This is a genomic window from Aeromonas sp. S15(2024) (genome assembly GCF_041402265.1).
Taxonomy (GTDB): domain Bacteria; phylum Pseudomonadota; class Gammaproteobacteria; order Enterobacterales; family Aeromonadaceae; genus Aeromonas; species Aeromonas dhakensis.
The window spans coordinates 649,154-675,582 of the sequence record NZ_JBGLQY010000003.1; the positions used below are offsets into that span (position 1 = coordinate 649,154).

At 61.4% G+C, this 26,429-nt stretch carries 21 protein-coding genes, 1 tRNA gene and 1 pseudogene; 11 read left to right on the plus strand and 12 right to left on the minus strand.

Annotated features, from left to right (window positions below):
• Positions 1-5: 5 nt before the first annotated feature.
• The 3 genes from yajC to queA form a co-directional block, all read right to left on the minus strand.
• Positions 6-341: a preprotein translocase subunit YajC gene (gene yajC / locus ACB033_RS10220; RefSeq protein ID WP_005299732.1), complete on the minus strand. Its 336-nt coding sequence runs from the start codon at positions 339-341 to the stop codon at positions 6-8.
• Between the two features lie 50 nt (positions 342-391).
• The gene (gene tgt / locus ACB033_RS10225; RefSeq protein WP_010634306.1) at positions 392-1,528 is read right to left on the minus strand and encodes a tRNA guanosine(34) transglycosylase Tgt; all 1,137 of its coding nucleotides are present in this window, start codon (positions 1,526-1,528) and stop codon (positions 392-394) included.
• A 121-nt stretch (positions 1,529-1,649) separates the two neighbouring features.
• Positions 1,650-2,717, minus strand: coding sequence for a tRNA preQ1(34) S-adenosylmethionine ribosyltransferase-isomerase QueA (gene queA / locus ACB033_RS10230; protein ID WP_010634307.1), 1,068 nt, complete (start codon positions 2,715-2,717; stop codon positions 1,650-1,652).
• A gap of 211 nt (positions 2,718-2,928) precedes the next feature.
• Here queA and ACB033_RS10235 point away from each other — a divergent pair, with 211 nt between their 5' ends.
• From ACB033_RS10235 to ahpF, 3 genes are all read left to right on the plus strand, one after another.
• Positions 2,929-3,375: a CBS domain-containing protein gene (locus tag ACB033_RS10235; RefSeq protein ID WP_017765922.1), complete on the plus strand. Its 447-nt coding sequence runs from the start codon at positions 2,929-2,931 to the stop codon at positions 3,373-3,375.
• Between the two features lie 661 nt (positions 3,376-4,036).
• Positions 4,037-4,603, plus strand: a complete 567-nt coding sequence (gene ahpC / locus ACB033_RS10240) for an alkyl hydroperoxide reductase subunit C (protein WP_005299724.1) — start codon at positions 4,037-4,039, stop codon at positions 4,601-4,603.
• Positions 4,604-4,728: 125 nt separating this feature from the next.
• Positions 4,729-6,315 (plus strand): alkyl hydroperoxide reductase subunit F, encoded by a 1,587-nt coding sequence (gene ahpF / locus ACB033_RS10245; protein WP_371140503.1) that lies wholly within the window; start codon positions 4,729-4,731, stop codon positions 6,313-6,315.
• 63 nt (positions 6,316-6,378) lie between these two features.
• Here the strand turns inward: ahpF and ACB033_RS10250 are convergent, their stop codons facing one another.
• Complete coding sequence (locus tag ACB033_RS10250) at positions 6,379-7,671, minus strand: MFS transporter (RefSeq protein ID WP_139724606.1); 1,293 nt, start codon at positions 7,669-7,671, stop codon at positions 6,379-6,381.
• Positions 7,672-7,842: 171 nt separating this feature from the next.
• Here ACB033_RS10250 and ACB033_RS10255 point away from each other — a divergent pair, with 171 nt between their 5' ends.
• Entirely contained in the window at positions 7,843-9,174 is a 1,332-nt protein-coding gene (locus ACB033_RS10255) for a GAF domain-containing sensor histidine kinase (protein WP_139724604.1), read from the plus strand.
• Positions 9,175-9,283: 109 nt separating this feature from the next.
• A complete protein-coding gene (locus ACB033_RS10260) occupies positions 9,284-9,529 on the plus strand; it encodes a hypothetical protein (protein ID WP_005299713.1) in 246 nt (81 codons plus the stop codon).
• Between the two features lie 91 nt (positions 9,530-9,620).
• Here ACB033_RS10260 and ACB033_RS10265 read toward each other — a convergent pair whose 3' ends face one another.
• Positions 9,621-10,370, minus strand: coding sequence for a class I SAM-dependent methyltransferase (locus ACB033_RS10265; protein ID WP_065018572.1), 750 nt, complete (start codon positions 10,368-10,370; stop codon positions 9,621-9,623).
• Positions 10,371-10,831: 461 nt separating this feature from the next.
• Here ACB033_RS10265 and ACB033_RS10270 point away from each other — a divergent pair, with 461 nt between their 5' ends.
• From ACB033_RS10270 to ACB033_RS10280, 3 genes and pseudogenes are all read left to right on the plus strand, one after another.
• Positions 10,832-12,373 (plus strand): arylsulfatase, encoded by a 1,542-nt coding sequence (locus ACB033_RS10270; RefSeq protein WP_139724803.1) that lies wholly within the window; start codon positions 10,832-10,834, stop codon positions 12,371-12,373.
• Between the two features lie 112 nt (positions 12,374-12,485).
• On the plus strand, positions 12,486-13,784 hold the full coding sequence (locus ACB033_RS10275) for an anaerobic sulfatase maturase (protein ID WP_139724602.1): 1,299 nt from the start codon (positions 12,486-12,488) through the stop codon (positions 13,782-13,784).
• A gap of 244 nt (positions 13,785-14,028) precedes the next feature.
• Positions 14,029-14,953, plus strand: a pseudogene (locus tag ACB033_RS10280) (IS3 family transposase).
• A 132-nt stretch (positions 14,954-15,085) separates the two neighbouring features.
• On the opposite strand, the gene ACB033_RS10285 reads toward ACB033_RS10280, so the two are convergent.
• Positions 15,086-15,173, minus strand: a tRNA-Ser gene (locus ACB033_RS10285).
• Between the two features lie 183 nt (positions 15,174-15,356).
• Here ACB033_RS10285 and ACB033_RS10290 point away from each other — a divergent pair.
• From ACB033_RS10290 to ACB033_RS10300, 3 genes are all read left to right on the plus strand, one after another.
• Positions 15,357-16,013 carry a Bax inhibitor-1/YccA family protein gene (locus ACB033_RS10290; RefSeq protein WP_005302492.1) on the plus strand — a complete coding sequence of 219 codons (657 nt, stop codon included), beginning with the start codon at positions 15,357-15,359 and terminating at the stop codon, positions 16,011-16,013.
• Between the two features lie 163 nt (positions 16,014-16,176).
• Positions 16,177-18,330, plus strand: coding sequence for a YccS family putative transporter (gene yccS / locus ACB033_RS10295; RefSeq protein ID WP_139724599.1), 2,154 nt, complete (start codon positions 16,177-16,179; stop codon positions 18,328-18,330).
• Positions 18,331-18,350: 20 nt separating this feature from the next.
• The gene (locus ACB033_RS10300; RefSeq protein ID WP_011706490.1) at positions 18,351-18,695 is read left to right on the plus strand and encodes a TusE/DsrC/DsvC family sulfur relay protein; all 345 of its coding nucleotides are present in this window, start codon (positions 18,351-18,353) and stop codon (positions 18,693-18,695) included.
• Between the two features lie 57 nt (positions 18,696-18,752).
• Here the strand turns inward: ACB033_RS10300 and dedD are convergent, their stop codons facing one another.
• The 6 genes from dedD to ACB033_RS10330 all read right to left on the minus strand — a co-directional run bounded on the left by dedD (position 18,753) and on the right by ACB033_RS10330 (position 26,326).
• Positions 18,753-19,547 carry a cell division protein DedD gene (dedD, locus tag ACB033_RS10305; RefSeq protein WP_017783038.1) on the minus strand — a complete coding sequence of 265 codons (795 nt, stop codon included), beginning with the start codon at positions 19,545-19,547 and terminating at the stop codon, positions 18,753-18,755.
• A 74-nt stretch (positions 19,548-19,621) separates the two neighbouring features.
• The gene (gene folC / locus ACB033_RS10310; RefSeq protein WP_162519821.1) at positions 19,622-20,881 is read right to left on the minus strand and encodes a bifunctional tetrahydrofolate synthase/dihydrofolate synthase; all 1,260 of its coding nucleotides are present in this window, start codon (positions 20,879-20,881) and stop codon (positions 19,622-19,624) included.
• A 2-nt stretch (positions 20,882-20,883) separates the two neighbouring features.
• Positions 20,884-21,747, minus strand: coding sequence for an acetyl-CoA carboxylase, carboxyltransferase subunit beta (gene accD / locus ACB033_RS10315; RefSeq protein WP_139724595.1), 864 nt, complete (start codon positions 21,745-21,747; stop codon positions 20,884-20,886).
• Positions 21,748-21,866: 119 nt separating this feature from the next.
• A complete protein-coding gene (gene truA / locus ACB033_RS10320) occupies positions 21,867-22,676 on the minus strand; it encodes a tRNA pseudouridine(38-40) synthase TruA (RefSeq protein ID WP_139724593.1) in 810 nt (269 codons plus the stop codon).
• Between the two features lie 164 nt (positions 22,677-22,840).
• Positions 22,841-25,036 (minus strand): FimV/HubP family polar landmark protein, encoded by a 2,196-nt coding sequence (locus tag ACB033_RS10325; RefSeq protein ID WP_139724591.1) that lies wholly within the window; start codon positions 25,034-25,036, stop codon positions 22,841-22,843.
• Between the two features lie 273 nt (positions 25,037-25,309).
• Positions 25,310-26,326, minus strand: coding sequence for an aspartate-semialdehyde dehydrogenase (locus ACB033_RS10330; RefSeq protein WP_139724589.1), 1,017 nt, complete (start codon positions 26,324-26,326; stop codon positions 25,310-25,312).
• Between the last annotated feature and the right edge of the window lie 103 nt (positions 26,327-26,429).

The window sequence follows — 26,429 nt, forward strand, 5'->3', positions numbered from 1 at the left end:
GGAGATTAGAGGGACTGGATAGAACCCTTGGGCAGAACGGCAGAGACGAAATCACGCTTGATGGTGACCTGGGTCTGATCGTTCAGGGACAGCACAATGTATTCGCTGTCGGCGGAAACCTTGGCGATCTTGCCGACCAGGCCGCCGGAAGTGAGCACTTCGTCACCCTTGGAGAGGGAACTCATCAGGTTGCGGTGATCCTTGGCACGTTTGGCCTGGGGACGATAGATCATGAAGTAGAAGATGAGACCGAACACGGCCAGCATGATGATCATTTCCATACCACCACCCTGTGCCGCCGGAGCCGCGCCTTCTGCATATGCCTTGGAGATAATGCTCATTTAACAACCTCTTATTGATGTAAATTTGATAACTAGCTTATAAATCGTTGTTATTTCACGTCATTTTCAGCTAACGGAGGCACGGGCTTCCCTTGCCGACGGTAAAACTCAGTTACAAAGTCGTCTAATTTACCCTGCTCGATCGCGTCCCGCAAACCCTGCATCACACGCTGGTAATAACGCAGGTTGTGAATGGTGTTCAGACGGGCACCGAGGATCTCGTTGCACTTGTCCAGATGGTACAGATAACTGCGGGTGTAGTTCTTGCAGGTGTAGCAATCGCAATCGGCATCCAGGGTGCTGGTATCCTCGCGATACTTGGCGTTGCGGATCTTGACCACCCCGTCGGTGGTGAACAGGTGGCCGTTGCGGGCGTTGCGGGTCGGCATCACGCAGTCGAACATGTCGATACCGCGGCGCACCCCTTCCACCAGATCTTCCGGCTTGCCCACCCCCATCAGGTAGCGTGGCTTGTCGGCCGGAATTTTCGGGCAGACGTGCTCGAGGATGCGATGCATGTCTTCCTTGGGCTCACCCACCGCCAGACCGCCGACCGCGTAACCGTCGAAACCGATCTCCAAGAGACCGTCCAGCGACACATCCCGCAGATCTTCGTACACGGAACCCTGGATGATGCCGAACAGGGCGTTCTTGTTGCCGAGCGCATCGAACTTGTCGCGCGAACGCTTACCCCAGCGCAGGGACATCTCCATGGACTTGCGCGCCTCTTCGTAAGTGGCCGGGTACGGCGTGCACTCATCGAAGATCATCACGATGTCGGAGCCCAGATCGTACTGGATCTCCATGGATTTCTCGGGGTCGAGGAAGATCTTCTCGCCGTTGATGGGGTGACGGAAGTGCACCCCCGCCTCGGTGATCTTGCGGATATGCCCCAGGCTGAACACCTGGAAACCGCCGGAGTCGGTCAGGATCGGGCCCTGCCAGTTCATGAAGTCATGCAGATCGCCGTGGGCGCGCATCACTTCCTGGCCCGGACGCAGCCAAAGGTGGAAAGTGTTGCCAAGCAGGATCTGGGCACCAGTTTCACGTACCTCTTCCGGGGTCATCCCCTTGACGGTGCCGTAGGTGCCGACCGGCATGAAGGCCGGGGTCTGCACGGTGCCGCGCTCGAATACCAGCTGACCGCGACGGGCACGGCCGTCGGTGGTTTTCAGTTCAAATTTCATTGCTACCTCGGTTTCAGTCAGAGAAACAGTCTGACAAATAGTAGGGCCGCACCGGCCCGGTACAAGAAGCCGGCCGGGATCCTGACGATCAGGTCCTGAACGGCTTCTGAAGGGCAGCCGCTTAAGCTGCTGCCCGGCGACGGGTGACGAACATGGCGTCCCCGTAGCTGAAGAAACGATACTGCTCGGCCACGGCGGCCTGATAGGCAGCCATCACGTTGTCATAGCCGGCAAAGGCGCTGACCAGCATGATCAGGGTCGACTCGGGCAGATGGAAGTTGGTGACCATGGCATCGACCACCTGGAACTGGTAACCCGGGAAGATGAAGATGTCGGTGTCGCTGAAAAACGGCGCCAGCGGCTTGCCCTGGGCCAGGGTTACCTTGGCCGCGCTCTCGAGCGAACGTACCGAGGTAGTCCCCACCGCAATCACCCGGCCGCCGCGGGCACGGGTCGCCGCGATGGCGTCCACCACCTCCTGCGGCACTTCGGCATATTCCGAGTGCATGTGGTGATCTTCAATCTTGTCCACCCGCACCGGCTGGAAGGTGCCCGCCCCCACGTGCAGGGTGACGAAGGCCGTTTCCACGCCCTTGGCACGAATTTTCTCCAGCAGCGGCTCGTCGAAGTGCAGGCCGGCGGTCGGCGCCGCCACGGCGCCCGGCTTCTGGTTGTAGACGGTCTGGTAGCGCTCCTTGTCGGCATCCTCGTCGGGACGATCGATATAGGGAGGCAGCGGCATGTGGCCGATGGCTTCCAGGATCTCCAGCACCGGGCGCGGGTCCAGGAAGTGGATCTCGAACAGGGCGTCGTGGCGGGCGCGCATCTCGGCCTCGACGGGCACGCCGTCGGCACCGGCATCCAGGATCAGGCGGGTGCCTGGCTTGGGCGACTTGGATGAGCGTACGTGCGCCAGCACGCTGTGCTCGTCCAGGATGCGTTCCACCAGCACCTCCAGCTTGCCGCCGCTGGCCTTCTGGCCAAACATGCGCGCAGGGATGACCCGGGTATTGTTGAACACCAGCAGATCACCGGGGTTGAGCTGGTCCAGCACATCGACAAATTGACCGTGGCGCAGGGCGCCGGTTTGACCGTCGAGCTGCAGCAGACGACTGGCGGTACGCTCCGCCATCGGATAGCGGGCAATCAGCTCGTCTGGCAGATCAAAATGAAAATCGGATACTTGCATCTTTCACCTCGGGGGAATCGGCGGCTAGTCTAGTTATCCCCCTCTTGCAAGGCAACCCAAAAGACCAAAAACCCAAGAGAGACAAGGGATAGCGAGCAATTATGTGAAGCAGGGCCAGTTAAGAAACCTTTAAGGTTTTGTATTGACCCTGATCATGTTTTGCCGAAGGGGGCTGGGCTAGGGTGAAAGCAGATACACAAGGAGGCCCACCATGATGACCCTATCCGAGATCATGACTGAACACCCCTTCACCCTGGGTCCGGAAAACAGCGTCAAACAGGCGATGGACCTGATGCAGCAGGAGCGGATCCGCCATATTCCCATCGTTGACGACCACCATCATCTGCTGGGCCTGGTCACCCTCTCCGATATCCTGGCCACCCGCGAATCCAAGCTGCTGCTGATCAATCCGGAGCGGGAGGCGGAGTTCACCGACAGCGTCCAGCTCGACGAGATCATGACCCGCCAGGTGGCGAGCGTGGATCCCCATGCCGGCATCAAGGAGGCGGCCCTCTATCTGCAGCGCCACAAATATGGCTGCCTGCCGGTACTCAAAGGGCACAAGCTGGTAGGCATAGTCACCGAGTCGGACTTCATTGCCGTGGCCATCAATCTGCTGGAGCTGATGGAAGAGCAGGAGCCATCTGATGACTTTTGATCTGCGCAGCATGTAATTAAATTACAATAAAAGCGTTTTCAGCCTGAATTATCGGCATAAATAGTGAAACACTTTCATTTTGACTGAAAAATTACACCATTATCTTGCTTTGTGATCTGCATCACACTATCATGACCGCCATGCAATAGTTGCCGAGGGGGAGACGAGGGATTGTGCACCCATCCTCTTCCTCTCATTTGTCTGCAAGTTTGCACACCCCGTAGTTAGTCTTTGCTGTAAAGCTTTTGTTTATATAGCCATTCCTTGTTTGATGACCCGGCCTTGTCCTTGCGACGACGCCGGGATTTTTTTATCCGCGTTGTACCCCTCCCCTTCACCTGGCACGCTCGCGCCGCCCGTTCGCTCACCCCCGACGCCCCTCTGCGCCACGACTTGACGGCCCTCTCCCCTCTCCCCTTGAAAAGCCGAGGTCGCGCACAGATGTTGAATCTCGACAAGGAGTTATCTCTGCATGCTGGCGATATTCATGTTAGGTACAGCAGAGGTGTTTTATCTAATAAGTCGATTTAAGTGATTCAAAATTGCGGCTTTGACCGATTAGGAAAAGCCCCTATGATGAACCCATCGAAAGTTAAACGCCTCGTCTGGCACGACTCTTCACTACCGGACGAGCACATGTACATCACCAAGGAGCAAATACATGTCTACCTACATCAACACTGAAATCAAGCCGTTCAACGCTACCGCCTACCACAATGGCAAATTTGTTCAGGTGTCTGACGCTGACCTGAAAGGCAAGTGGTCCGTGGTGTTCTTCTACCCGGCTGATTTCACCTTCGTCTGCCCGACCGAGCTGGGCGACCTGGCCGACAACTACGCCGAATTCCAGAAGCTGGGCGTCGAGATCTACGCCGTCTCCACCGACACCCACTTCACCCACAAGGCCTGGCACGACACTTCTGACACCATCCAGAAGATCCAGTACCCGATGATCGGCGACCCCACCGGCACCATCACCCGCAACTTCGGCGTGATGATCGAAGAAGCTGGTCTGGCTGACCGCGGTACCTTCGTCATCGACCCGCAGGGCATCATCCAGATCGTTGAAATCAACGCTGGCGGCATCGGCCGTGACGCCCTGGAACTGCTGCGCAAGGTCAAGGCTGCCCAGTACGTTGCCGCTCACCCGGGTGAAGTGTGCCCGGCCAAGTGGAAAGAAGGCGACGCCACCCTGGCCCCGTCCCTGGATCTGGTAGGCAAAATCTAAGCCTCCCCGCTCTGAAGACCGGCCCGTTCAAGGGCCGGTTTTGTTTACGGACCTCAGAAAAGGCGCCGGTCTGCTTTCTGGCCTGACAAAACGCCGACCCGCATTCAACAAGAAGGAATTCGACCATGTTAGATACCAACCTCAAACAACAACTCAACGGTTACTTGCAGTACATCGTCAATCCCATCGAGATCAGCGTGTCCGGCAACGACAGCGACAAATCCGCCGAACTGCTGGCATTGGCCAGCGAGATCGCCGAGATGTCCCCCAAAATTACCCAGACCTCTGGCACCAATGCCCACAAGCCTTCCATGAGCGTCGCGCCGAAGGGCCAGGCCCCGCGCGTTCATTTTGCCGGCATCCCCATGGGTCATGAATTCACCTCCCTGGTGCTTGCCCTGCTGCAAAGCGGCGGTCACCCCTCCAAGGCCGATGCGGCTGTGCAGGAGCAGATCCGCAATCTGAAGGGCGAGTTCCACTTCGAGACCTATATTTCGCTCTCTTGCCACAACTGCCCGGACGTGGTGCAGGCGCTCAACCTGATGGCGACCCTGAACCCCGGCATCACTCACACCATGATCGACGGCGCCCTGTTCCAGGACGAGGTCAACGAACGTCAGATCATGGCAGTACCGAACGTCTACCTGAACGGTCAGCCGTTCAGCCAGGGCCGCATTTCGCTCGAAGAGATCGTCGCCAAGCTCGACACCGGCGCCGCCGAGCGCAAGGCCGCTGAACTGAGTGAAAAAGCTCCCTACGACGTGCTGGTTGTCGGTGGTGGCCCGGCCGGTGCCGCAGCGGCCATCTATGCCGCTCGCAAAGGCATTCGCACCGCCATCGTCGCCGAGCGTTTCGGTGGCCAGGTGATGGACACCGTCGGCATCGAGAACTTCATCTCAGTGCCCTACACCGAAGGCCCCAAGCTGGCCGCGAGCCTGGAGCAGCACGTCAAGCAGTACGGCGTGGAAGTGATCACCGAGCAGCGCGCCGCCGCCATCAGCCGTGATGGCTACGTCAACGTGGATCTCGCCTCTGGCGCCACCTTGAAGAGCCGCGCCGTGATCCTGGCGACCGGTGCCCGCTGGCGCGATCTGAACGTACCGGGCGAGCTCGAGTACCGCACCAAGGGCGTGGCTTACTGCCCGCACTGTGACGGCCCCTTCTTCAAGGGCAAGCGGGTTGCGGTGATCGGTGGCGGCAACTCCGGCATCGAGGCGGCCATCGATCTGGCTGGCATCGTCGAACACGTCACCGTAGTGGAGTTCGCCGATACCCTGCGTGCCGACGAGGTGCTGCAGAAGAAGGCCCGCTCCATGAGCAACATCGATATCATCATGAGCGCCCGCACCACCGAGGTGATCGGTGACGGCAGCAAGGTGGTGGGCATGGATTACGAAGATCGCACCACCGGCGAGATCAAGCACCTGGCGGTGGCCGGCATCTTCGTGCAGATCGGTCTGGTACCGAACACCGAGTTCCTGAAAGGGAGCGAGGTGGCCCTGACCCGCTTTGGCGAGATCGAGATCGACACCAAGGGCGCCACCTCCCTGCCCGGTGTCTACGCCGCAGGGGACGCCACCACAGTGCCGTTCAAGCAGATCATCATCTCCATGGGCGCAGGGGCGACCGCCGCGCTGGGGGCGTTTGATTACCTCATTCGCAACCCGGCGCCAGAAGCCGCTGCGACCAAGGCCGATGCCGTGACCGCCTGATAGCGACCAGATGGACAAAAAGCCGACTCACAGAGTCGGCTTTTTTTATTGGTGCGAAAAGGCTCAGCCGGCTTTCGACGGTTGGCCCTCATCCGGCCCGGGCGTGGCGTAGCTGGCGGGCACCACCTCCCCGTCCAGATCCGTTCTCGGTTCCAGCTCCGCCGTCATGGGGGTATTGGGCGGCACCGGGATGAAGACCTGGTGCTCGGCCAAGGGGATGGGTGCCCGCTGCCGCCTGCGCCAGCCGAGATAACCCGCCAGCAGCAGACCGCAGAGGGCAAAGTAGACGAACAGCCCCTCTGGCCCGAACTGCGCCATGACAAACGGTGCCAGCAGCGGCCCGGTCATGGCCCCCAGGCTGTAAGCGAGCAGCAGCCCCTGATTGGCCCCCAGCACCTGATCCGGGCGCAGCTCGTCACAGGCGTGACTGAGGCTCAGGGGATAGATGGAGAACGCCATCCCTCCCAGCAGGAACACCAGCCCCCCCTCGGCGGGGCCACGCCAGGCATCCGGCAGCAGCACCATCAACAGGGCCAGCAGCGCCAAAATGGCGCCGAGCAGCAGGATCACCCCTCGCCTGTCGTAGCGATCGGAGAGGCGACCGATGGGGTACTGCAGGCACATGCCCCCCAGGATCACCAGCGCCATCATGTCCGCCACCTGGGAGAGGGACGAGCCGCTGTCGGTGAAATAGAGCGGCAACAGGCCATAGATGGCCCCCAGCACCAGACCGGAGGTAAAGCTGCTGCCCATCCCCGCCGGAGTGAGCCGCACCAGCTCCAAGACGCCGACCGGCTGGGGCGCCACCATGGCCGGGGTCGCCACTCGGGAGATGGCCAGCGGGATCACCGACAGGGTCGCCGCCATGGCGCACAGGGCGAACGGGGTCAGCACCATGGGATCCACCCACTTGAGCAGCAGCTGTCCCAGCGCCAGGGAGCCGTAGAGCAGGATCATGTAGAGGGACATCAGCCGGCCCCGGTTGGCCGGGGTACTGGAGACCAGCATCCAGGACTCCAGCACCACGAACAGGCCGCCGGTGGCAAAGCCACCCACCAGCCGCAGCGCCGCCCAGCTGAGCGGCTCCACCACCATGCCGTGCAGCAGAAACAGAAAGCAGAGCAGGGAGGCATAGGCCGCATAGGCCCGGATGTGGCCCACCCGGATGATGAGGCGGGCATTGACGAAGGCCCCCAGCACCAGACCGCCGAAGTAGGCGGCCGAGACCAGGCCGATGGCCTGGGCCGATACCTGCTCGGCAGAGAGGCGCACAGTCAGCAGGGTGTTGAACATGCCGTGACCCAGAATGAAGATCACCAGACTGGTCAGGGGTGAGAGGAACCTTGCGAGTGTCATGGGGTCTCCCTGGTTGGCGCAATTGTGAGCAAAACAGCCATGGTACCGTTTGCTTCCCGCTCGCTTCAACCCTGCGGGATCAGTCAACTCATGACACGCAGGGCCCGCGCCGGACAACTAGAATGGGAATACAGTCCACTCACCCCAGCCCCAGCAAACAGGAACGCCTTCATGTCTGCGAGCCTATCCAAGTACCCGATCGCCCCCGAGCTCGAGATCCCGGACTCCCTGCGTCTCTCCTGGCAGAAGACCGTCAACCTGATGGCTGAGCTGTTTCACGTGCCGGCCGGGCTCATCATGCGGGTACACCCTCGCGAGATAGAAGTGTTCATCACCAGCCAGACGCCGGACAACTGCTATCCGGCCGGGGCCCGCGAACACCTCGACTCCGGCCTCTATTGCGAGCGGGTCATGGATACCCGCCAGGAGCTTCTGGTGCCCAATGCCCTCAAGGATCCCGAATGGCAGCACAATCCTGACATCAAAGTCGGCATGATCTCCTATTGCGGTCTGCCGCTCTGCTGGCCCGATGGCAGACTCTTCGGCACCATCTGCGTGCTGAGCCGGGAGGAGAACGACTACGGCGGCCTCTACCGGCAACTGCTCCTGCAGTTTCGTGATTCGGTGCAGCAGGGCATGCACACCCTCTACGACAATATTCGTCTGCAGGAGACGCAAGAAGAGCTGGAACAGCACAAGTCGCAGTTGACCCACACCCTCGACAGTCTGAAAAAAACCCAGGAGGAGCTCATCCACACCGAAACCCTGGCGGCGCTGGGAGCCATGGTGGCCGGCATCTCCCATGAGCTGAACACCCCCATCGGCAACGCCCTGATCGCCACCACGGCCCTGCAGGAGAAAACCCGGCAGCTGGCCGCCCAGCTGGGGGCTCAGACTATCCGTCGCACCACGCTGGAGGAGTTTGTGCACGCCAGCCAGGAGATGAGCGAGCTGGCCCTGCAGGCCATCACCCAGTCGGCCAAGCTGATCAGCAGCTTCAAGCAGGTGGCCATCGAGCAGACCTCGGAGAGCCGGCGCAGCTTCGATCTCAGGCGCCTCATCGACGACAACCTGGCCAACCTCAAGGCCGGTCCCGGGTTTGATCAGATCGTGCTGCACAATCTCATCGACGAGGAGCTGCTCTGCGACAGCTACCCGGGCCCCCTCAGCCAGGTGCTGCTCAACCTGATCCACAACGCCCTCCTCCATGGCATCGGGGATCGCCAGGATGGACGCATCGAGATCCGGGCCCATCAGGACCAACAATCCATCCACCTGGAGGTGCTGGACAACGGTCGCGGCATGGCGCCCAACGTACTGGCCCACATCTTCGATCCCTTCTTTACCACCACCTTGGGCAAGGGGGGCTCCGGACTGGGGCTCTCCATCTGCCGCCGCATCGCCACCTCGGTGCTGGGTGGCGGCCTGACGGCTCGCTCGGCGCCGGGCAAAGGCAGCTGCTTTACCCTCTCCTTTCCCCGCATCGCCCCTGGCCGCGTCTGAGAGGCAGAACTCAGCCCCTCTCGCCGAGTGAATCGAGTTGCGATGCCGGCCAACACAAGGGCGGCGGTGAGGTCTATCCTTGCAGATGTCCACCAGTGAGGTAATCAAGATGAAACCAGCCCTGTTTCTGTTAACCCTGCTCTTTACCGGCAGCGTGCTCGCCTTTCACTGTCCCGCCGACATGAAGAAGATTGACGATGCCCTGGCCAAGTCCCCGCCGCTGAGCACCGAGCAACTGGCACAGGTGAAGAAACTGCGTGCCGAAGGCGAAGCACTGCACAATGCGGGCAAGCATCAGGAATCCGTCGATACTCTGGCCAAGGCGATGGCCATGCTGGGCCTGAACAAGGGTTAGCCCGGCGGCAACCCACTGGCAGCGAGCCGATTGCACTGCCCCCTTGCGGCCCCTCGTCCCCGATGCGAGGGGCCGCTTTTATCTGACCCGGCTACACACGACCGCTGTAGAGCAGGGTGTTGTAGTTGAAGGCAATCACACCGTTGACGGCGTGGCGCTCAAATTCCCGGGCAATCAGCGCCGTCAACTCGGTATGGGCCTGCGAACCGGCCACCGGGGCATAGGAGGAGGAGTTTAGCCGCCCCAGCACCCCGTCGAGATCGAACAGCTGACGGTTGGCGAAGCGCTCGAGCCGGTAATCTCCCTCGAAGAAGGCGGCAAAATCCACCTCCCCCAGGTTGCGATGATTGACCTCCTCATAGTCCCCCGAATAGGTGCGCAGCCCCGCCTCGTAGGCCTTGAGAAACGGGGTGTCAGTCAGCCTGTCGTTCCAGATAAGGGCCACTTTGCCACCTGGCTTTAGCAGCCGCCGACACTCCTGCTTGAAGGCAGGACGATCGAACCAGTGAAACGCCTGGGCCACCGTGATGAGATCCACACAGCCATCCGGCAGACCGGTGACCTCGGCCCGGCCGTCAGACCAGCCGACATTGGCAACCCCGGCCAGCAACTGCTGCGCCGCCTCGCGCATCTCCTGATTCGGCTCCACTGCCCAGACCCGCGCCACCCGAGGGGCCAGCAGCGCCGTCAGGATGCCGGTGCCCGCTCCTATGTCGGCCACCTGGCTAGCGGGTCCCATGGCCAGCTCATCGGCCAGAAAGTCCAGCATGGCCGGCGGGTAGCCGGGGCGGTATTTTACATAAGCCTCAACGCGAGCTGAAAATCGTTCGGTATTGTCCATTCCTCTCTCCTGCCATGTCGCCACCTGATGGCGCTGCTCGCCAGCGCCTCCATACCGATGCACCTCGTGGTCATCCGGTCGCCGCGGGCACAGATCCGCGCGGTCCCCCTCTGAGCAGGCGGCACATCATCTATCTGACCAGATTGACCTGTCATGGCGCCGGAATAAAGAGGCGCCTCACCCTTTTCCTGTCACGCCTGCCACGCACAGCTCGATCACGCAGGTCTGCTCGGCGACATGAGATCGCCATCACACTCTGCACACGACACAACTGACATTCAGGTTATTAGTCGGCGGTTAAGTAATAAGCTGGGGGCTTGCCGCGTCATTCTTCGCATGGGGCCCCCGGGCTCAACGGGCCGCCGTGTCATGAATGCTCAAGTCGTTCGGCCAACGAGGTTTTTTCTGAGCCTACACGGAGCGAAAAGATGCAACTAGGGAAAATATCGGCGGCGGTGAGCATGATCCTCTCTGCCGGCGTCATGGCAAAAACGGATAAACCGAACATAGTGGTCATCTTCGGTGACGACATCGGCTGGCAGAACGTCAGCGCCTATGGCATGGGCACCATGGGTTACACCACCCCCAACATCGACCGGATCGCCAAGGAGGGGATCAAGTTCACCGATCACTACGCCCAGCCGAGTTCGACGGCGGGCCGCGCCGCCTTCCTGACCGGCCAGTACCCCATTCGCTCCGGCATGACGACGGTGGCCATGCCAGGTGGCGCCCTGGGCCTGAAGAAAGAGTCCCCGTCTCTGGCCGAAGTGCTCAAGGCCATCGGCTACAAGACCGGCCAGTTCGGCAAGAACCACCTGGGGGATCACAACTTTGCCCTGCCGACCGTCCACGGCTTCGACGAATTCTTCGGCAACCTCTATCACCTCAATACCCAGGAAGAACACGAGCAACGGGATTACCAGAATTTTGCCAAGCAGTATTCAGGCTCGCTCGAGGCGTACAGCAAGAAGTTCGGTACCCGCGGCGTCCTGCACTGCTATGCCACCGAGACCGAAGACAAGACGGTTGACCCGCGTTTCGGCGAAGTCGGCAAACAGAAGTGCACCGATACCGGCCCGCTGGGTCAGGAGCGGATGAAGGAGTTCGACCGCGCCGAGATGATCCCGGCCGCCCTCAAGTTCATCGACGGCTCGATCAAGGAAGACAAGCCTTTCTTCACCTGGGTCAACACCAGCCGCATGCACCTCTATACCCGTCTCAACGACAAGTGGCGCTACGCAGCCGAGCAGTACACCAGCGAATACGACTACCATGGCAGCGGCATGATGCAGCACGACAGCGACATCGGCTATCTGCTCGACGAGCTGGAAAAACGGGGGCTGAAAGAGAACACCATCGTCATCTATACCACCGACAACGGTCCGGAACACTCCTCCTGGCCTTATGGCGCCACCACGCCGTTCCGCGGCGAGAAGATGACCACCTATGAGGGGGGCGTCCGGGTGCCCATGATGGCGCGCTGGCCAGCCCAGATCCCGGCGGGTGGCGTGCTCAACGGCATCCAGGGTCACCAGGATCTCTTCACCACCCTGGCGGCGGCAGCGGGCGTCCCCGACGTCAACAAGAAGATGATGGACGAGAAGAAGCAGTACATAGATGGCGTCAACAACCTCGCCTACTGGGAAGGCAAGAGCAAGGAGTCGGCTCGCAACTCCATCTTCTACTACTTCGAGGACAAGCTCTCTGCGGTGCGAGTCGGCCCCTGGAAGTTCCACTTCGCGGTGGCCGAAAACTACTATGACAACCTCACCCCGCTCTCCAAGCCCAAGCTCTACAACCTGAGAGCCGATCCGTTCGAGAGTTACGACTCCGTCGATGCCAACGGCCACTTGTTGCAGAAGATGTCCTGGATGCTGGCACCGGTCAGCGAGATGGTCGGCGAGCACGTCAACACCCTGGTCAAGTATCCGCCGGTTCAGGGGAGTACCACCTTCGACATGGCCAAGGTCATTCAGGAAGCCATGCAGAAAACTCAGCAGTAAACCACGCGGCGGAGGGTTATCCCTCCGCCATCTTCTTCATGCGGCAGAGCTGGGCACCTCGTCAGGCACCCACCCCGGACCGACCTCGCCCGCCGCCACCAGCAGAGTAACGATGAACAAGATCCGGACCCGTGACACCACACACCTGGACGTCACCCCGCTCAAAACCGCCAGCCGTGACAGCAGCGGCGCCTATGCCCGCCGCTTCCACGTCATGGCAAAACCGGGGGGCTCCAAGTGCAACATCGATTGCCAATATTGCTTCTACCTGCACAAGGAAGAGCTGCTCCATCAACCGAGACAACCCAGGATGGATGAAGAGACGCTGGATACCTTCATCCGCAGCTACATAGAGGGACAAGATGGCGACGAGATCGTCTTCTCCTGGCAGGGCGGTGAACCGACCCTGCTCGGCATCGACTACTTTCGCCGGATAGTGGCGCTGCAGCAACAGCATTGCCCGCCCGGGGTCAGCATCCGCAACGACTTGCAGACCAACGGCATCCTGCTCAATGACGAGTGGTGCCGGTTTCTCAAGGAGCACGGCTTTCTGGTCGGTCTCTCCATCGACGGGCCCCGCGCACTGCACGACAAATACCGGGTGACCCGCAGCGGCAAACCCACCTTCGATCTGGTGATGGCGGCGGCCGCGCTGCTGCGCCAGCATCAGGTTCCCTTCAATGCCCTGACCGTCATCAACCGGCACAATGCAAAATATCCCCTTGAGGTGTATCGCTTTCTGACCCAGGAGCTGGGGGCCAGCTACATCCAGTTCACCCCCTGCGTCGAGGCCAGCGACTTCAAACGCACGGCCCCGCAATTCTGGAACGACAGCATGTTGCCCCTGGTCGGCAGCGAGCTGAGCAAACCCGGTCACCCCATGTCGATCGTCACTGACTGGTCGGTGGATCCCGATGACTGGGGCACCTTTCTGGCAGCCGTGTTCGAGGAGTGGGTCAACAACGACCTGGGGCGAGTGCTGGTCAATCTGTTCGAAACCGCCGTGGCCCAGACCATGGGATACCCCTCCCAGCTCTGCGTCACCGCCGAGTTTTGCGGCAAGGCCCTGGCCATCGAGCACGATGGCAGCGTCTTCTCCTGCGATCACTTCGTCTATCCGGAGTACCGGCTGGGGGATATCAAACAACGCCCCTTGAGCCACATGGCCTTCTCCACCCGCCAGGAGGCCTTTGGCATGTCCAAGCGGGACAGCCTGCCCGAATATTGCCGCCAATGCCCCTACCTGACGCTCTGCTGGGGCGAATGCCCCAAGAATCGTCTGATCAGGGCCCCGGATGGCGAGCTTGGCCTGAACTACCTCTGCCCCGGGATCAAGCACTTCTTCGACTACGCCGCCCCCATACTGGCAGGCATAGCACAGGTGTTGACAACGCAGCAGCAGAGCAGATAAGCCGGCCGGCTCCGGGTCTGCCAAATGCCCATAAAAAAATCCGAAACCCGCCAACGGGTTTCGGATTTTGACACCTTGATAGCTCTGCTCAGCCCTATTGCCCGACCAGGCCATTGTCTGCCAGGTCACACCGAGCACCTGATCATGACCATTTAGGATGGAAACTAGCAGATCAAGTGTAGTGATCTAATCATCCGGACACCATTTTAGGTGGTAGAGTCGCCACCATAATCTGAGGTGTTCCATGACAGGATTACGTCGCTCGTTTACTGCCGAATTCAAACAGGAAGCTGCATCCCTGGTGCAAACGCTGACTCCGGAGCAGCAGAAAATCCTGGAGCTGGAAGCCCCATTAACCTGCTCGAGCGCGAAAAGGGCATACTAGAAAAGCTACTGCCCTCTTGATAGCGGACGATTAACCGTGAGCGGATGAAACAACGAAGCGAGTTGTGCCGTTTGTTTAAAGCGAGCCGGGACTCGGCAAGCAGCCCTGCTTTGATGTCGATGATGCGGAGTTGGGGGTCTCAGATTGGCCGATTCAACGTCCATAACCTGATGAAGGAAGCTGGGTTGGCATCCAAACAGCCGGGCGCACACCGTTATAAGGTCGCATGTTCTGAACGACCGGATATCCCGAATCTGCTGGCCCGCGAATTTGATGTTCCGCAACCCAATCAGGTGTGGTGTGGCGATATCACCTACGTCTGGGCGAGTGCTCGTTGGCATTACCTAGCAGTGGTGCTTGACCTTCATACCCGGCGAGTCGTGGGCTGGACGATGTCTGACAAGCCTGATGCAGAGCTGGCAATCAAAGCACTGAAGATGGCCTATCAGCAGCGGGGTTGCCCATACGGTGTGCTGTTTCACTCTGACCAAGGCAGTCAATATGGCAGCCGGGCATTTCGGCAACAACTGTGGCGCTATCGCATGATTCAGAGTATGAGTCGGCGTGGAAATTGCTAGGATAACGCCCCAATGGAGAGACTGCTCAGGAGCTTGAAGTCAGAGTGGCTTCCTGCGACGGGACACATGAGTCTGCGGGGAGCGAAGCGGGATATCACTTATTACCTGATGGATTACTACAACTGGTGGCGTCCACATCAACGCAATGATGGAATACCGCCAGCAAAACCAAGGATCGGCCTAATCAAGTGTATGGTTTTAGTTGATTACTTTAATCGAGCAGCATTGTGTCTGAAGCAGTTCATCTAGGTTGTACGCCAGCGAATAGCAAATGGCATGCTCACTGGCACACCCAAAATCACAGATACAAAAATACCCAACCGAATCAATCATATAAATGGCGGAGGAGGTGGGATTTGAACCCACGGATGGTCGCCCATCGCCGGTTTTCAAGACCGGTGCATTCAGCCGCTCTGCCACCCCTCCGAACGGCGTGCATACTACGTCAGCCCCTTGTTCATATGCAATACATATTTGATTTGGGATAGTAGGGAGCAACAGGCTGGGGTGGGGCTTGAAATCAGCGCTCGTCATCCCGACATTCAGTGCATACAATGCGTTAACGAAGCGGATTGCCGCTTCACCCCGGAAATCAAGAGGACACCCAAGATGGATACCCGTTCTATCTATACCGGCACCCAGAGTGCCGCACGCGATACCAACAAGGTACTGCGCAACACCTACATGCTGCTCTCCCTCACTCTTGGCTTCTCTGCCGTGGTGGCCGGGGTAGCCACCGTGATGAACATGCCGCCCCTGCACTGGGCCATCTTCCTCATCGGCGTCTACGGTCTGATGTTCCTGACCGAGAAGAATCGTGACAACGGTATGGGGCTGGTGTTCACCTTCGCCCTGACCGGTCTGCTGGGCTATAGCCTGGGCCCCATCATCAACATGTACATGAACAACGGCGGCGGCGAGATAGTGATGACCGCGCTCGGCGGCACTGCGCTCACCTTCTTCGGTCTGTCGGCCTATGCCCTGACCACCAAGCGTGATCTCTCTTTCATCGGCGGCATGCTGTTCGTCGGTTTCTGGGTGCTGCTGGTGGCCATGGTCGCCAACATCTTCCTGCAGATGAGCGCCCTGAGCCTGGCCCTCTCCGCCATGTTCATGCTGTTCTCCTCCGGCGCCATCCTGCTGACCACCCAGCAGATCGTGCGCGGCGGCGAGACTAACTACATCTCCGCCACCGTCACTCTGTATGTCTCCATCTACAACATCTTCCTGAGTCTGCTGAGCCTGCTCGGCGGCAACCGCAACTAATCAAACACCCCGCTTCGGCGGGGTTTTTATTGGCGCCTGTTTCTGTCAGGATAAGTTGCAAATCAAGGATATGAAGCGAAGTGGCCCTGATCCAAATCAGGGCCGTTTCGTTGTTGACCGGTTATGCTCTCGCTTTCGTTTCGCTCAAGGGTTGCGCTCTCCCATGCCCACGGATTTCTCTGGCCTGCTGCGCCGGCTGCTGACTGACAGTCATATCTATTTCGCCCTCAAGGTGTTGCTGGCCATCATGGGACTGCTCGCCTTCACCCTGGCGACCGGCGACATCCAGCTCACCGTGCTGCTCTCCCTCGGGGTGGTGGCTGGCGCCATCGCCGAGACCGACGACAGCCTGTGGGGCCGGGTCAAGAACCTCGCCATGACCCTGCTCTGCTTCCTGTTCGCCTCCCTCTGCGTGCAGTACCTCTTCCCCACCCCCTGGCTGTTTGCCATCGGGCTCGCGAGCTCCACCTTCATCTTCGTGATGGTGGGAGCGCTCGGTCAGCGCTACGCCACCATCAGCTTTGGCTCCCTGCTTATCGCCATCTACACCATGCTGGGAGCCGCCAAGGCGCCGGATCTCTTCTATCAGCCGCTGGCCCTCGGCGCCGGGGCGCTCTGGTATGGCCTGGTGTCGCTGGTCTGGCTCTGGCTGCTGCCCTACAAGACCCTGCACGAGCAGCTGGCCCAGAGTTACTTTGCTCTCTCCCGCTATCTGCTGGAAAAATCCCGCTTCTTTCCGGCCGACGAGCACGGCGCCCAGGCCATTCGCCACAACCTGGCCCAGCTCAACATCAATCTGGTCAATGCCCTGACGCTCACCAAGTCGGCGCTCAACGCCCGCCTCAGCACCCGTCACCGAGCCTCCCCCGAGCTGGCGAGCCTGCTGCGCCTCTACCTGCTGGCGCTGGAGATCCACGAGCGGGCCACCTCCAGCCACTACCCCTACAGCAAGCTGGAAGCCGAGCTCAAGCAGGGCATCGTGCTGGATGGCTTCCAGGAGGTCTTTTTGCAACTCTCCGAGGCGTGCCAACGGCTCGGCTACGCCATCCTGGTGCACAAGCCCTATGCCCACAACAAGCGCATCCACTGGACGCTGGAGGCCCTCGGTGATCAGTTGGAGTTCACTCACCTCAAGCAGCACTACCCGAAAACCCTGCTGACGCCGATGAAGTTTCTGCGCCGCAACCTGGCCAGCATCAACCAGCTGCTGCAAAGCGCCGAGGAGCTGCAAAACCCCGAGCAGGCCCCGCAGAGCCTGCCGCCCCTGGCCAGGCCCGCCCGCCTGCCACTGCTGATCCAGCTCAAGCAGCACCTGACCCCCAACTCCATGGTGTTTCGCCATGCCCTGCGGCTGTCGCTCGGGTTGGTGGTGGGCTACGGCATTCTGCAGGCCTTCCAACTGGACAAGGGCTACTGGATCCTGCTGACCGTGCTATTCGTCTGCCAACCCAGCTACAGCGCCACCCGCCGCCGGCTGGTGCAGCGCATGCTCGGCACCTTCGCCGGCCTGCTGGTGGGGATCCCGGTACTCTGGCTCTTCCCGGAACTGCACGTGCAGCTGGTGGTGATGGGGCTGGCCGCCTTCCTGTTTTTCACCCAGGTGCGCAGCAACTACAGCGCCGCAGTCTGCTTCATCACCCTCTACGTGCTGATGGCGTTCAACCTGCTGGACGGCATCGGCTTCGCCATTCTGGGACCGCGCATGCTCGATACCCTGCTCGGCTGCCTGCTCTCCTACGCCCTGGTGGCCTGGCTCTGGCCGGACTGGCAGTACAAACGGCTGCCGACCCTTATCGCCAATTCGCTGTCGGCCAACGCCCGCTACCTCTCGGCGGTGCTCGCCAGCCTGCAGCAGCAGCGGGATGAGTCACTCGACTACCGGGTGGCGCGCAAGAGCGCCCATCTGGCGGACAGCGAGCTGGCCATGGCTTGGCAGAGCATGCTGGTGGAGCCGCAAAAGCGCCGCCGTTTCCTCGACCTCTGCTTTACCCTCACCTGGCGCAACCATGCCCTGCTCTCCTACATCTCGGCGCTGGGCGCCCATCGCGACAAGCTGGAGGCCATCGGTGAGCTGGACGAGATCAGCCGCCACCTGAGCCACACCCTGGAGCGGGCCGCGGGCCATCTGGCGGGAGAGATGCCGGAGCAGATCGAGGGGCAGTGCCCTGTCATCACCCCGGACAGCAGCGAGGAGCAGCTGATGCTGACCCAGCAGCTCAATCTCATCAGCCAGCTGGCGGACGAATTGCTCGCCCTGGCCAACGAGAGCCGGTTGCTCACCCGGGAACAAGGCGCTACCATGCCCGCCCAATCCTGACAGGCCACAAGGAGCCCACCATGTCCGAGCACCACCAGCTGGAATTCAACGGCCAACTCATCGAAACCGATGCCAAGGGTTATCTGCTCAACAGCAACGACTGGAGCGAGGCGCTGGCACTGGTACTGGCCGAGCAGGAAGGCATAGTACTGGAGGAGCCGCACTGGGAAGTGGTGCGCTTCGTGCGCGCCTTCTATCTGGAGTTCAACACCTCCCCCGCCATTCGCGCCCTGGTCAAGGCGATGGAGAAGCAGTACGGCCCCGAGAAGGGCAACAGCCGCTACCTCTACAAGCTGTTCCCGGAAGGCCCCGCCAAGCAGGCCACCAAGATTGGCGGCCTGCCCAAACCGGTGAAATGCATCTAAAAAAATACCGCGCCCATCCAGAATGAAGCGCGGTATTTTTTTATCTTGTGGTCCCTCTTAGGGGTTGTAAGCCACCACGGAACCACTCAGGCCGGTCATCTGGCCGATGCGGCTCTGCATGCCCTGCAGCTTGGTCTTGGAGACATCCGGTCCGATGAAGACCCGGTTGAGCTGACCCTGCACCGGCGTGCGTGGCGAGGTGTGAGCCGAGTAGCCCGCCGCCCGCAGCTTGCCCACCAGCGCGTTGACGCTGTCGACGTTCTTGAAGGCGCCGAGTTGCAGGATCCAGCTGCCCTGGGCCGGGGCCGTCGCTGCCGGGGCTGCGGTCGTGGTCGCTTGCCCCATCTTGCTGGCGATGAGATCGTCCATCGACCTGATCTGGCCCGCCTGCGGCTTGCTCTCCACCGGTTTTTGCACCTCTACCGGCTTGGGCGGCACCACTTTGGGCTTGGGCTGCTCCACCGGTTTCTTGGCGATCACTTCAGGCTTGGGTTGGGGCTTGACCGCCGGCGGTGTAACGGGCTGGGTCACCGGCTTGGCGGCCGGCTGCTGCACCTGCGGCTGGCCCTGCTTGGCCCCCAGGGTGACCGGCTCGGGCACCTCTTCCACCTGCCACTGTTCGGCAGCCGACGCCTGCTGCTGGCTGGCCAGATGTTCCGCCGGCAGGGTGCTGGCGGCCGATACCTGCAAGGCGGGCTTGGCGGGTTCCAGCTCGGGGCGCAGCGGGATCTTGGCAAACGCCTCTTCCTTCTGCTCCAGCTTGTGGCCGTCCATCAGATCCGGCAGAAAAATGACTACCAGGGCCACCAGGATGACGGTCCCCACCAGACGGTTTTGAAACTTAGAGGCCAAGTTGAATCCTACCTTTACGTAACTCAATATGCGATCTGGCTCCCCGCCAAAGGGCCGGGGAGCCGGGGTGTGGCCTAGATGGCGCCACCCGCCAGAATGTCGGCGACAGTGTAAAACGAACCAAACACAATGACCATATCATCAGGACTCGATGCGGCCAACGCGGCAGCATAGGCCTGCCCCACATCGTCAAAGGGGGTCGCCGGCCCCCGCTCGCAGCCAAGGGCCGCCGCCAACTGGGCCGCGCTCGCCGCCCGCGGGCCGCTCAGGCTAGCCAGATACCACTCGCCGATGAGGCCATCGAGCTCGGCAAGCGACCCCGCCATGTCCTTGTCCTTGAGCATGCCGACCACGGCGCGGCGCACGCCGCTGCAGGGCAGCTTGCGCAACTGGGCTGCCAGATAGGCTGCCGAATGGGGGTTGTGGGCCACATCGACGATGACCAGCGGCGCGCTTTGCAGTTGCTGCATCCGGCCAGCCAGCCTGGCGTTGGCCAACCCGTCACGGATGGCGGACTCCGGCAACGGCAGACCGAGGGACTCCAGCGCCGCCAGCACGGTGACCGCGTTCATCAGCGGCAGGGCCGGCTTGGGCAGGTCGTGCCACTGATGAAGGCCGTGATAATCCCAGCCGGTTTCGTGCTCATCGCCACGAAAATCGATGCCAACCTGACGCAGGCAGGCGCCGAGGCGGGCCGCCTCGCTGGCGATGGTGACGGGCGGGTTGGGCTCACCGCTGATGGCGGGTTTGCCGGCGCGATACACTCCCGCCTTCTCCACCGCCACCGCCTCGCGGGTATCCCCCAGCCAGTCGCAGTGATCGAGCGCAATGGAGGTGATCATGGCCACATCGGATTCCACCACATTGGTGGCATCGAGCCGGCCGCCCAACCCCACTTCCAGCAAGAGCACATCCGGCGCGGCGCGCCGGAACAGCCACAAACCGGCCAGGGTGGCGAACTCGAAGAAGGTAAGGGCTATCTCGCCGCGGGCCGCTTCCACCTCGGCAAAGGCGGTGCAGTGATCGCGGTCGGCCAGCTCGGCCCCGTTGATCCGCACCCGCTCGGTGAAGCGCAGCAGATGGGGAGAGGAGTAAACGCCGACCTGGTAACCGGCGGCCATCAGGATGCTGGCCGCCATGGCGCAGCTGGAGCCCTTGCCGTTGGTGCCCGCCACCGTGATCACCTTGAACGGCAGTTGGGTAAGACCCATGCGGCGGGCCACGGCGCCGACCCGATCCAGTCCCATGTCGATGTTGACCGGGTGGATCTGCTCCAAATAAGAAAGCCAGTCGACCAGCGACCGGCTTTGGGATTGTTGCATGTTGGAACTCATCTTCACTCTTCGATGACGTGAGTATTCAGCATTTTGGCGATCAGGCTGGCCAGACGGTTGCGCATGTCGCGGCGGTCGATGATGAGATCGATGGCGCCCTTCTCCAGCAGGAACTCGGAGCGCTGGAAGCCTTCCGGCAGCTTCTCCCGCACGGTCTGCTCGATGACGCGGGGACCGGCAAAGCCGATCAGCGCCTTGGGCTCGCCCACGTTGATGTCGCCCAGCATGGCCAGACTGGCGGAGACGCCACCCATGGTGGGGTCGGTCAGCACCGAGATATAAGGCAGGCCGGCTTTGGAGAGTCGGTCCAGCGCCGCACTGGTCTTGGCCATCTGCATCAGGGAGAACAGCGCCTCCTGCATGCGGGCACCACCCGAGGTGGAGAAACAGACCAGACCGCGACCTTCCTTGATGCTCTCCTCGACGGCGCGCACGAAGCGGGCGCCCACCACGGAGGACATGGAGCCACCGATGAAGGAGAACTCGAACGAACAGGCGACGACCGGCACCCCCTTGAGGGTCCCCTTCATCACCACCAGCGCATCTTTCTCGCCCGTATCCTTCTGGGCGGCTGACAAACGATCCTTGTAGCGCTTGGAATCCTTGAATTTCAGTACATCCTGCGGCTCCAGCTCGGCACCGACTTCGGTGCGGCCCTGCTCGTCGAGAAAGCTCTCGAGGCGGGCACGGGCGCTGATGCGCATATGATGATCACACTTGGGGCACACTTCGAGATTGCGCTCCAACTCTGCCCGGTAGAGCACCTGTTCACAAGCACTGCACTTGGTCCACACCCCTTCCGGAATGTTGTGGCGACGCGGGGCAGTGATCTTGCTCTTGGGAAGGATCTTCTCAAGCCAGCTCATGGAATTCCTTAATGCTTTTGTGCCTGACAAAACGCATCGAGCCTAGATTGTTCAATGACTTAATAGCTCGATGGCAATAAATGACGGATCATTAAACCACAAATTTTCGGGCCCAGTTACTAAAAACTGGTCGTACCCGGTGCCGAGTCCGGCAGCCACAACGGGCCGATCGGCACCCGCGGCAAGCCCAGTTCCAGCGGGTAATCCACGTCCACCAGATAGAGTCCCCCCGCCTTGGCGGTGGGGCCTGCCAGGTTGCGATCCCGGGCCGCCAGCACCTCGGCCACCCACTCCACCGGTTTGAGCCCCTGCCCCACCAGCAGCAGGGAGCCAGTGATGTTGCGCACCATGTGATGCAGGAAGGCATTGGCCCGGATATCCAGCACGATATAGGGGCCCTGGCGGCTGACGCACAGGTGGGTCACATTGCGCCACGGGGTCTTGGACTGACAGCCGACGGCCCGAAACGAGCTGAAGTCCTGCTCACCCAGGAGGCACTGGCCCGCCTGGTGCATCAGCGTCGCGTCGATCGCTTCGTGGTAGTGGCTGACGCCGCTGCCGAGGATGGCCGGCCGGTAGTTGTGGTTGTAGATGACGTAGCGGTAGCGACGGGCGGTGGCGCTGAAGCGGGCATGGAACCCCTCGTCCACCTCCTTGACCCAGCGCACCGCGATGTCGGGCGGCAGGTTGGAGTTGAGCCCCAGGGTCCAGGCCCCTTCGGCACGGTTCGCATCGGTATCGAAGTGGATGACCTGGCCGGTGGCGTGGACGCCGGCATCGGTGCGTCCTGCACACTGGATGGAGACGGGGTGATTGGCGATCCGGCTGAGGGCCTTCTCCAGCTCCTCCTGTACGCTGATCACTTCGCGCTGACGCTGCCAGCCGAAATACCGGCTGCCGTCGTATTCAATACCTAGGGCAATTCGCATGGATAAACTTGTCTTCTGATGAAAGGATGCGGTGAAAGAAACGGGGCGGATTATACCCATCTCGCCTCAAAAATCCCAAATCACAGCGCCCAGGCCAGACCAGGCGCCAAAAAGAAGGGGCAGCCCATCGGCTGCCCCTGCTGTCATCATGGTGCTGTGGCTACCTAGCCAAGGCGCTTGAGCAGCTTCTCGGCCTCGGCCCGCTGATGCTCGGTGCCCTGCTCCGCCGCCTCCTGCAGCAGCTCGCGGGCGCTATCCTTGTCGTCGATCTCGAGGTAGGCGCGCGCCAGATCCAGCTTGGCCCCCACTCCGCCATCGTCGGCATCCACGTCAAATCCGGTGGACTCCGGCAGCACCTCGGGGAAACCATCCAGCCCCACATCCAGCGAGAAGCCCTGATAGGGTTCCTGCTCCGTGGTGGTGGCATCGGCCTCGGCCAGCAACTTGTCGATCTCGACATAACCGCTCTCCTGGGCCTGCTCGCGCGGCTTGACCTCGCCCTGATGGGGCTCCACTTCGGCGAAGGCATCCTCAAAATCGGAGAGGGCCATCTCGTTGGGATCCCAATCCGGTTCTGCCTCTTTCTTACCTTTGACCGGCTCGGGCTCCAGCCCCAGCTCAGCCAGCATCTCGTCGGCACCGGCAGCGGCAGCCTGGTCGGCCCCCGGCTCGGCAAAGGCGGTCTCAAAGTCGCTCAGATCGAAGGAGGCGAGATCCTCATCGCTCACCACCGCCTCGGCGTCCGGCTGGCCGTCATCGGCGCCATCCAGCGTCAGGTCGGCCTCCAGATCCGCATCCAGCTCGGCGAACAGGGCAGCCTGCAGCTCCTCTTCACTCATGACCTCGTTGTCAGCCTTGGGCTTGGGATTGAACTCGCTGGCGAGATCGAGATCCGGCTCGGTGTCGAGGGTGATGGGATCGTCATGGGCCAGATCCAGATCGGGCACCAGATCCGGATCCCGGATGGCGGCCTTGGCGGCTGGTGCCGGCTCGGCATCGAAGCTGGCCAGATCCATCTCGCCATCATCGCTGAACACCAGATCGGCCGGCGCGGCGGGCTCTTCCACCGCCATGTAGCCATCCGGCGTATTGAGATCCGGTGTCGGCCGCATCGGCTCCTCGTCGGCTATGCCGACCGTCATCAGCTCGTCAAACTCGCTGCTCTCCTGATCCATCACCATGGCGGTGGATTCGGACAGGCTCTTCTCCTGCTCTTCCAGCTCGCGACGAGCACGAGCCCGCAGCCACAGGGTCACCAGCGCCAGCACCAGCAGCACCGGCAACAGGATGATCATGGCGAGGTTGAGCGGCGAGGAGAGCAGGTCCATCAGCCAGTTCTGCTTGGGCTCGGGGGCCGGCGCCGCCGGCGGAACCGGCTTGGCCTTGAGCTCGGCAATCTCTTTTTGCAGGGCGGTCTGATCCTGCAGCTGGGCCTTGAGGGTCTCCACCTCTTCGGTCAGCGACTGCAGTCGCAGCTTGAGCCTGTGGTTCATCTCGGTGACCTGACCGAGCTGGGCATTGGCATCTTCCAGCGCCAACGCCATCTCGGTGGAGGGCTTGCCGACCGGCTTGTCGAGGTCGGCCGGCAGCGGGGCCGGTGCACTGGCGGTGGCGGCACTGGTTGCCGCGGCCTGGCTCGCGACCGGCTCGGGGGCCTTGGCGACCTCCTTGACCTCGGTGGCCGGCTGGGGCGCCTCCACCTTGGGTACCGGAGCCGGAATGGGCGCCGCCTTGGCGGGCGCTACCTTGGCAACCTCGGGCTTGGCCGGCTCGGCTGCCTTGGTGGGAGTCGCCTTGGGCTGGGCCGGCTTGGTGGCCACCGGTTTGGCAGGTTGAACATGCTTGTTGGCCAGGTATTTCGGGCTCAGCCCTTTCCAGCTTGCGTTGTCACTGCGGAATTTGGCGCGGGCCTCGGCATCGGTGATGACGCTGGCCTCGGCGGCGGTGGGCAGCAGGATGCGCGAGCCCACCAGAATGTGGTTGATGTTGCCGTCAGCGAAACTGCGGGGATTCTTCTCGTAGATCGCCACCATGGTCTGGTAGACGCTGACACTGCTGGAGGGACGGTACTTGCTCGCCAGGCTCCAGAGGGTGTCGGTGGGACGAATGGGACCATAACTGCCGGCATTGCTCGCAACCTGCCGCACGATGGGCTGGGCCGTCGCTCGGCTGGGTTGGGGCGTGGCGCTGGGAGTGGCGACGGGTTGTGCCAGCGGCTGGGAATTGACGGCGGGCGGAGCCGGCTCGTCGGGGCCTTTGAGCTCAACAAAAAAGGGCTCCCGCGCCGAGTCTTCGGCCTGGGCCATGCCCAGCAGACCCAATGCGAGTAGCGTTGCCAATGTTATGCGGGAATGTCCCATATTCGTTCCTTCGTATGACGGCCCTATCACATTGAAAAATCTGGATAGTTACCCCAAAACAGTCGGTTCAATATAAATCAGGCTCAGGTTGCAAGCCAGCAGTCCGACACATTTAGCACCCAACTTGCCCCTGAGTGTAGGAAAAAACTTAATCAGTTGATATCGCGAAACATTCCAGAAGTCGCACTGTGCGCCCCCGGTCACATCTGCCTCGCGCTCGGCGGTGCCATCTCTGGCGGGCATCCCTCCCCGCCAGCCCCATGGACTCGCCGATCAGAGGTAATCGCGCACCAGCAGTTCGGCAATCTGCACGCTGTTGGTCGCGGCGCCCTTACGAACGTTATCGGCCACGATCCACATATTTATACCGCAGGGGTGAGAAATATCCTGGCGAACCCGGCCCACTTGTACTTCGTCCTTGCCGGTTGCGTCGCGCACCGGGGTCGGATAGTCATTTTCGTCGTCAAACAGGGTAACGCCCGGCGCCTGGCGCAGCAGCTCCTTCACCTGCTCGGCGTCGAGCGGCTGATGCAGCTCGACGTGGACCGCCTCGGCATGGCCGTAGAACACCGGCACCCGCACGCAGGTGGGGTTCACGGCGATGCTGGCATCCCCCAGGATCTTCTGGGTCTCCCACACCATCTTCATCTCTTCCCGGGTGTAGCCGTTGTCGGTGAAGCTGTCGATCTGCGGGATCAGGTTGAAGGCGATCTGCTGCGGGTAGAGGCTGGGCTCCACCGGACGACCGTTGAGCAGATGGGCGGTCTGGCTGGCCAGCTCGCTCACCCCCTCCTTGCCGGAGCCGGAGACGGACTGATAGGTCGCCACGTTGATGCGAGCGATACCCACCTCATCGTGCAAAGGCTTCAGTGCCACCATCATCTGGATGGTGGAGCAGTTGGGGTTGGCGATGATGTTGCGGTTGCGAAAATCGGCCAGGGCGTCCGGGTTCACTTCCGGAATCACCAGCGGGATCTCTTCGTCGTAACGGAAGCAGGAGGTGTTGTCGATGACGATGCAACCGTGCTCGGCGGCAATCGGCGCCCACTTGGCAGAGACCTCGGCCCCGGCGGAGAAGAGGGCGATCTGCACCTGGCTCCAGTCAAACTCCTCCACGTCCAGGATCTCGACGTTCTTGCCGGCAAAACGCACCGTGTCGCCGGCGCTGCGGCTGGAGGCCAGCGGATAGAGGGTGGCGACCGGGAAGGCACGCTCTTCCAGGATCTCGATCATCGCCTCGCCCACGGCGCCGCTGGCGCCCAATACCGCTACGTTGAATTGCTGACTCACTGCTGTTCTCTCCTATGATGGTGCCGGTGACGCGCGCTGGCATCACCGCTGGCAGGCGGACCTGCCTGATAGCGGGTCTGGCGTCAGCCAGACCGGGTATGGG

Coding starts and splice junctions, on each gene's coding strand:
- yajC (WP_005299732.1), bottom strand. CDS start 341: ATGAGCATTATCTCCAAGGCATATGCAGAAGGCGCGGCTCCGGCGGCA.
- tgt (WP_010634306.1), bottom strand. CDS start 1,528: ATGAAATTTGAACTGAAAACCACCGACGGCCGTGCCCGTCGCGGTCAG.
- queA (WP_010634307.1), bottom strand. CDS start 2,717: ATGCAAGTATCCGATTTTCATTTTGATCTGCCAGACGAGCTGATTGCC.
- ACB033_RS10235 (WP_017765922.1), top strand. CDS start 2,929: ATGATGACCCTATCCGAGATCATGACTGAACACCCCTTCACCCTGGGT.
- ahpC (WP_005299724.1), top strand. CDS start 4,037: ATGTCTACCTACATCAACACTGAAATCAAGCCGTTCAACGCTACCGCC.
- ahpF (WP_371140503.1), top strand. CDS start 4,729: ATGTTAGATACCAACCTCAAACAACAACTCAACGGTTACTTGCAGTAC.
- ACB033_RS10250 (WP_139724606.1), bottom strand. CDS start 7,671: ATGACACTCGCAAGGTTCCTCTCACCCCTGACCAGTCTGGTGATCTTC.
- ACB033_RS10255 (WP_139724604.1), top strand. CDS start 7,843: ATGTCTGCGAGCCTATCCAAGTACCCGATCGCCCCCGAGCTCGAGATC.
- ACB033_RS10260 (WP_005299713.1), top strand. CDS start 9,284: ATGAAACCAGCCCTGTTTCTGTTAACCCTGCTCTTTACCGGCAGCGTG.
- ACB033_RS10265 (WP_065018572.1), bottom strand. CDS start 10,370: ATGGACAATACCGAACGATTTTCAGCTCGCGTTGAGGCTTATGTAAAA.
- ACB033_RS10270 (WP_139724803.1), top strand. CDS start 10,832: ATGATCCTCTCTGCCGGCGTCATGGCAAAAACGGATAAACCGAACATA.
- ACB033_RS10275 (WP_139724602.1), top strand. CDS start 12,486: ATGAACAAGATCCGGACCCGTGACACCACACACCTGGACGTCACCCCG.
- ACB033_RS10290 (WP_005302492.1), top strand. CDS start 15,357: ATGGATACCCGTTCTATCTATACCGGCACCCAGAGTGCCGCACGCGAT.
- yccS (WP_139724599.1), top strand. CDS start 16,177: ATGCCCACGGATTTCTCTGGCCTGCTGCGCCGGCTGCTGACTGACAGT.
- ACB033_RS10300 (WP_011706490.1), top strand. CDS start 18,351: ATGTCCGAGCACCACCAGCTGGAATTCAACGGCCAACTCATCGAAACC.
- folC (WP_162519821.1), bottom strand. CDS start 20,881: ATGAGTTCCAACATGCAACAATCCCAAAGCCGGTCGCTGGTCGACTGG.
- accD (WP_139724595.1), bottom strand. CDS start 21,747: ATGAGCTGGCTTGAGAAGATCCTTCCCAAGAGCAAGATCACTGCCCCG.
- truA (WP_139724593.1), bottom strand. CDS start 22,676: ATGCGAATTGCCCTAGGTATTGAATACGACGGCAGCCGGTATTTCGGC.
- ACB033_RS10325 (WP_139724591.1), bottom strand. CDS start 25,036: ATGGGACATTCCCGCATAACATTGGCAACGCTACTCGCATTGGGTCTG.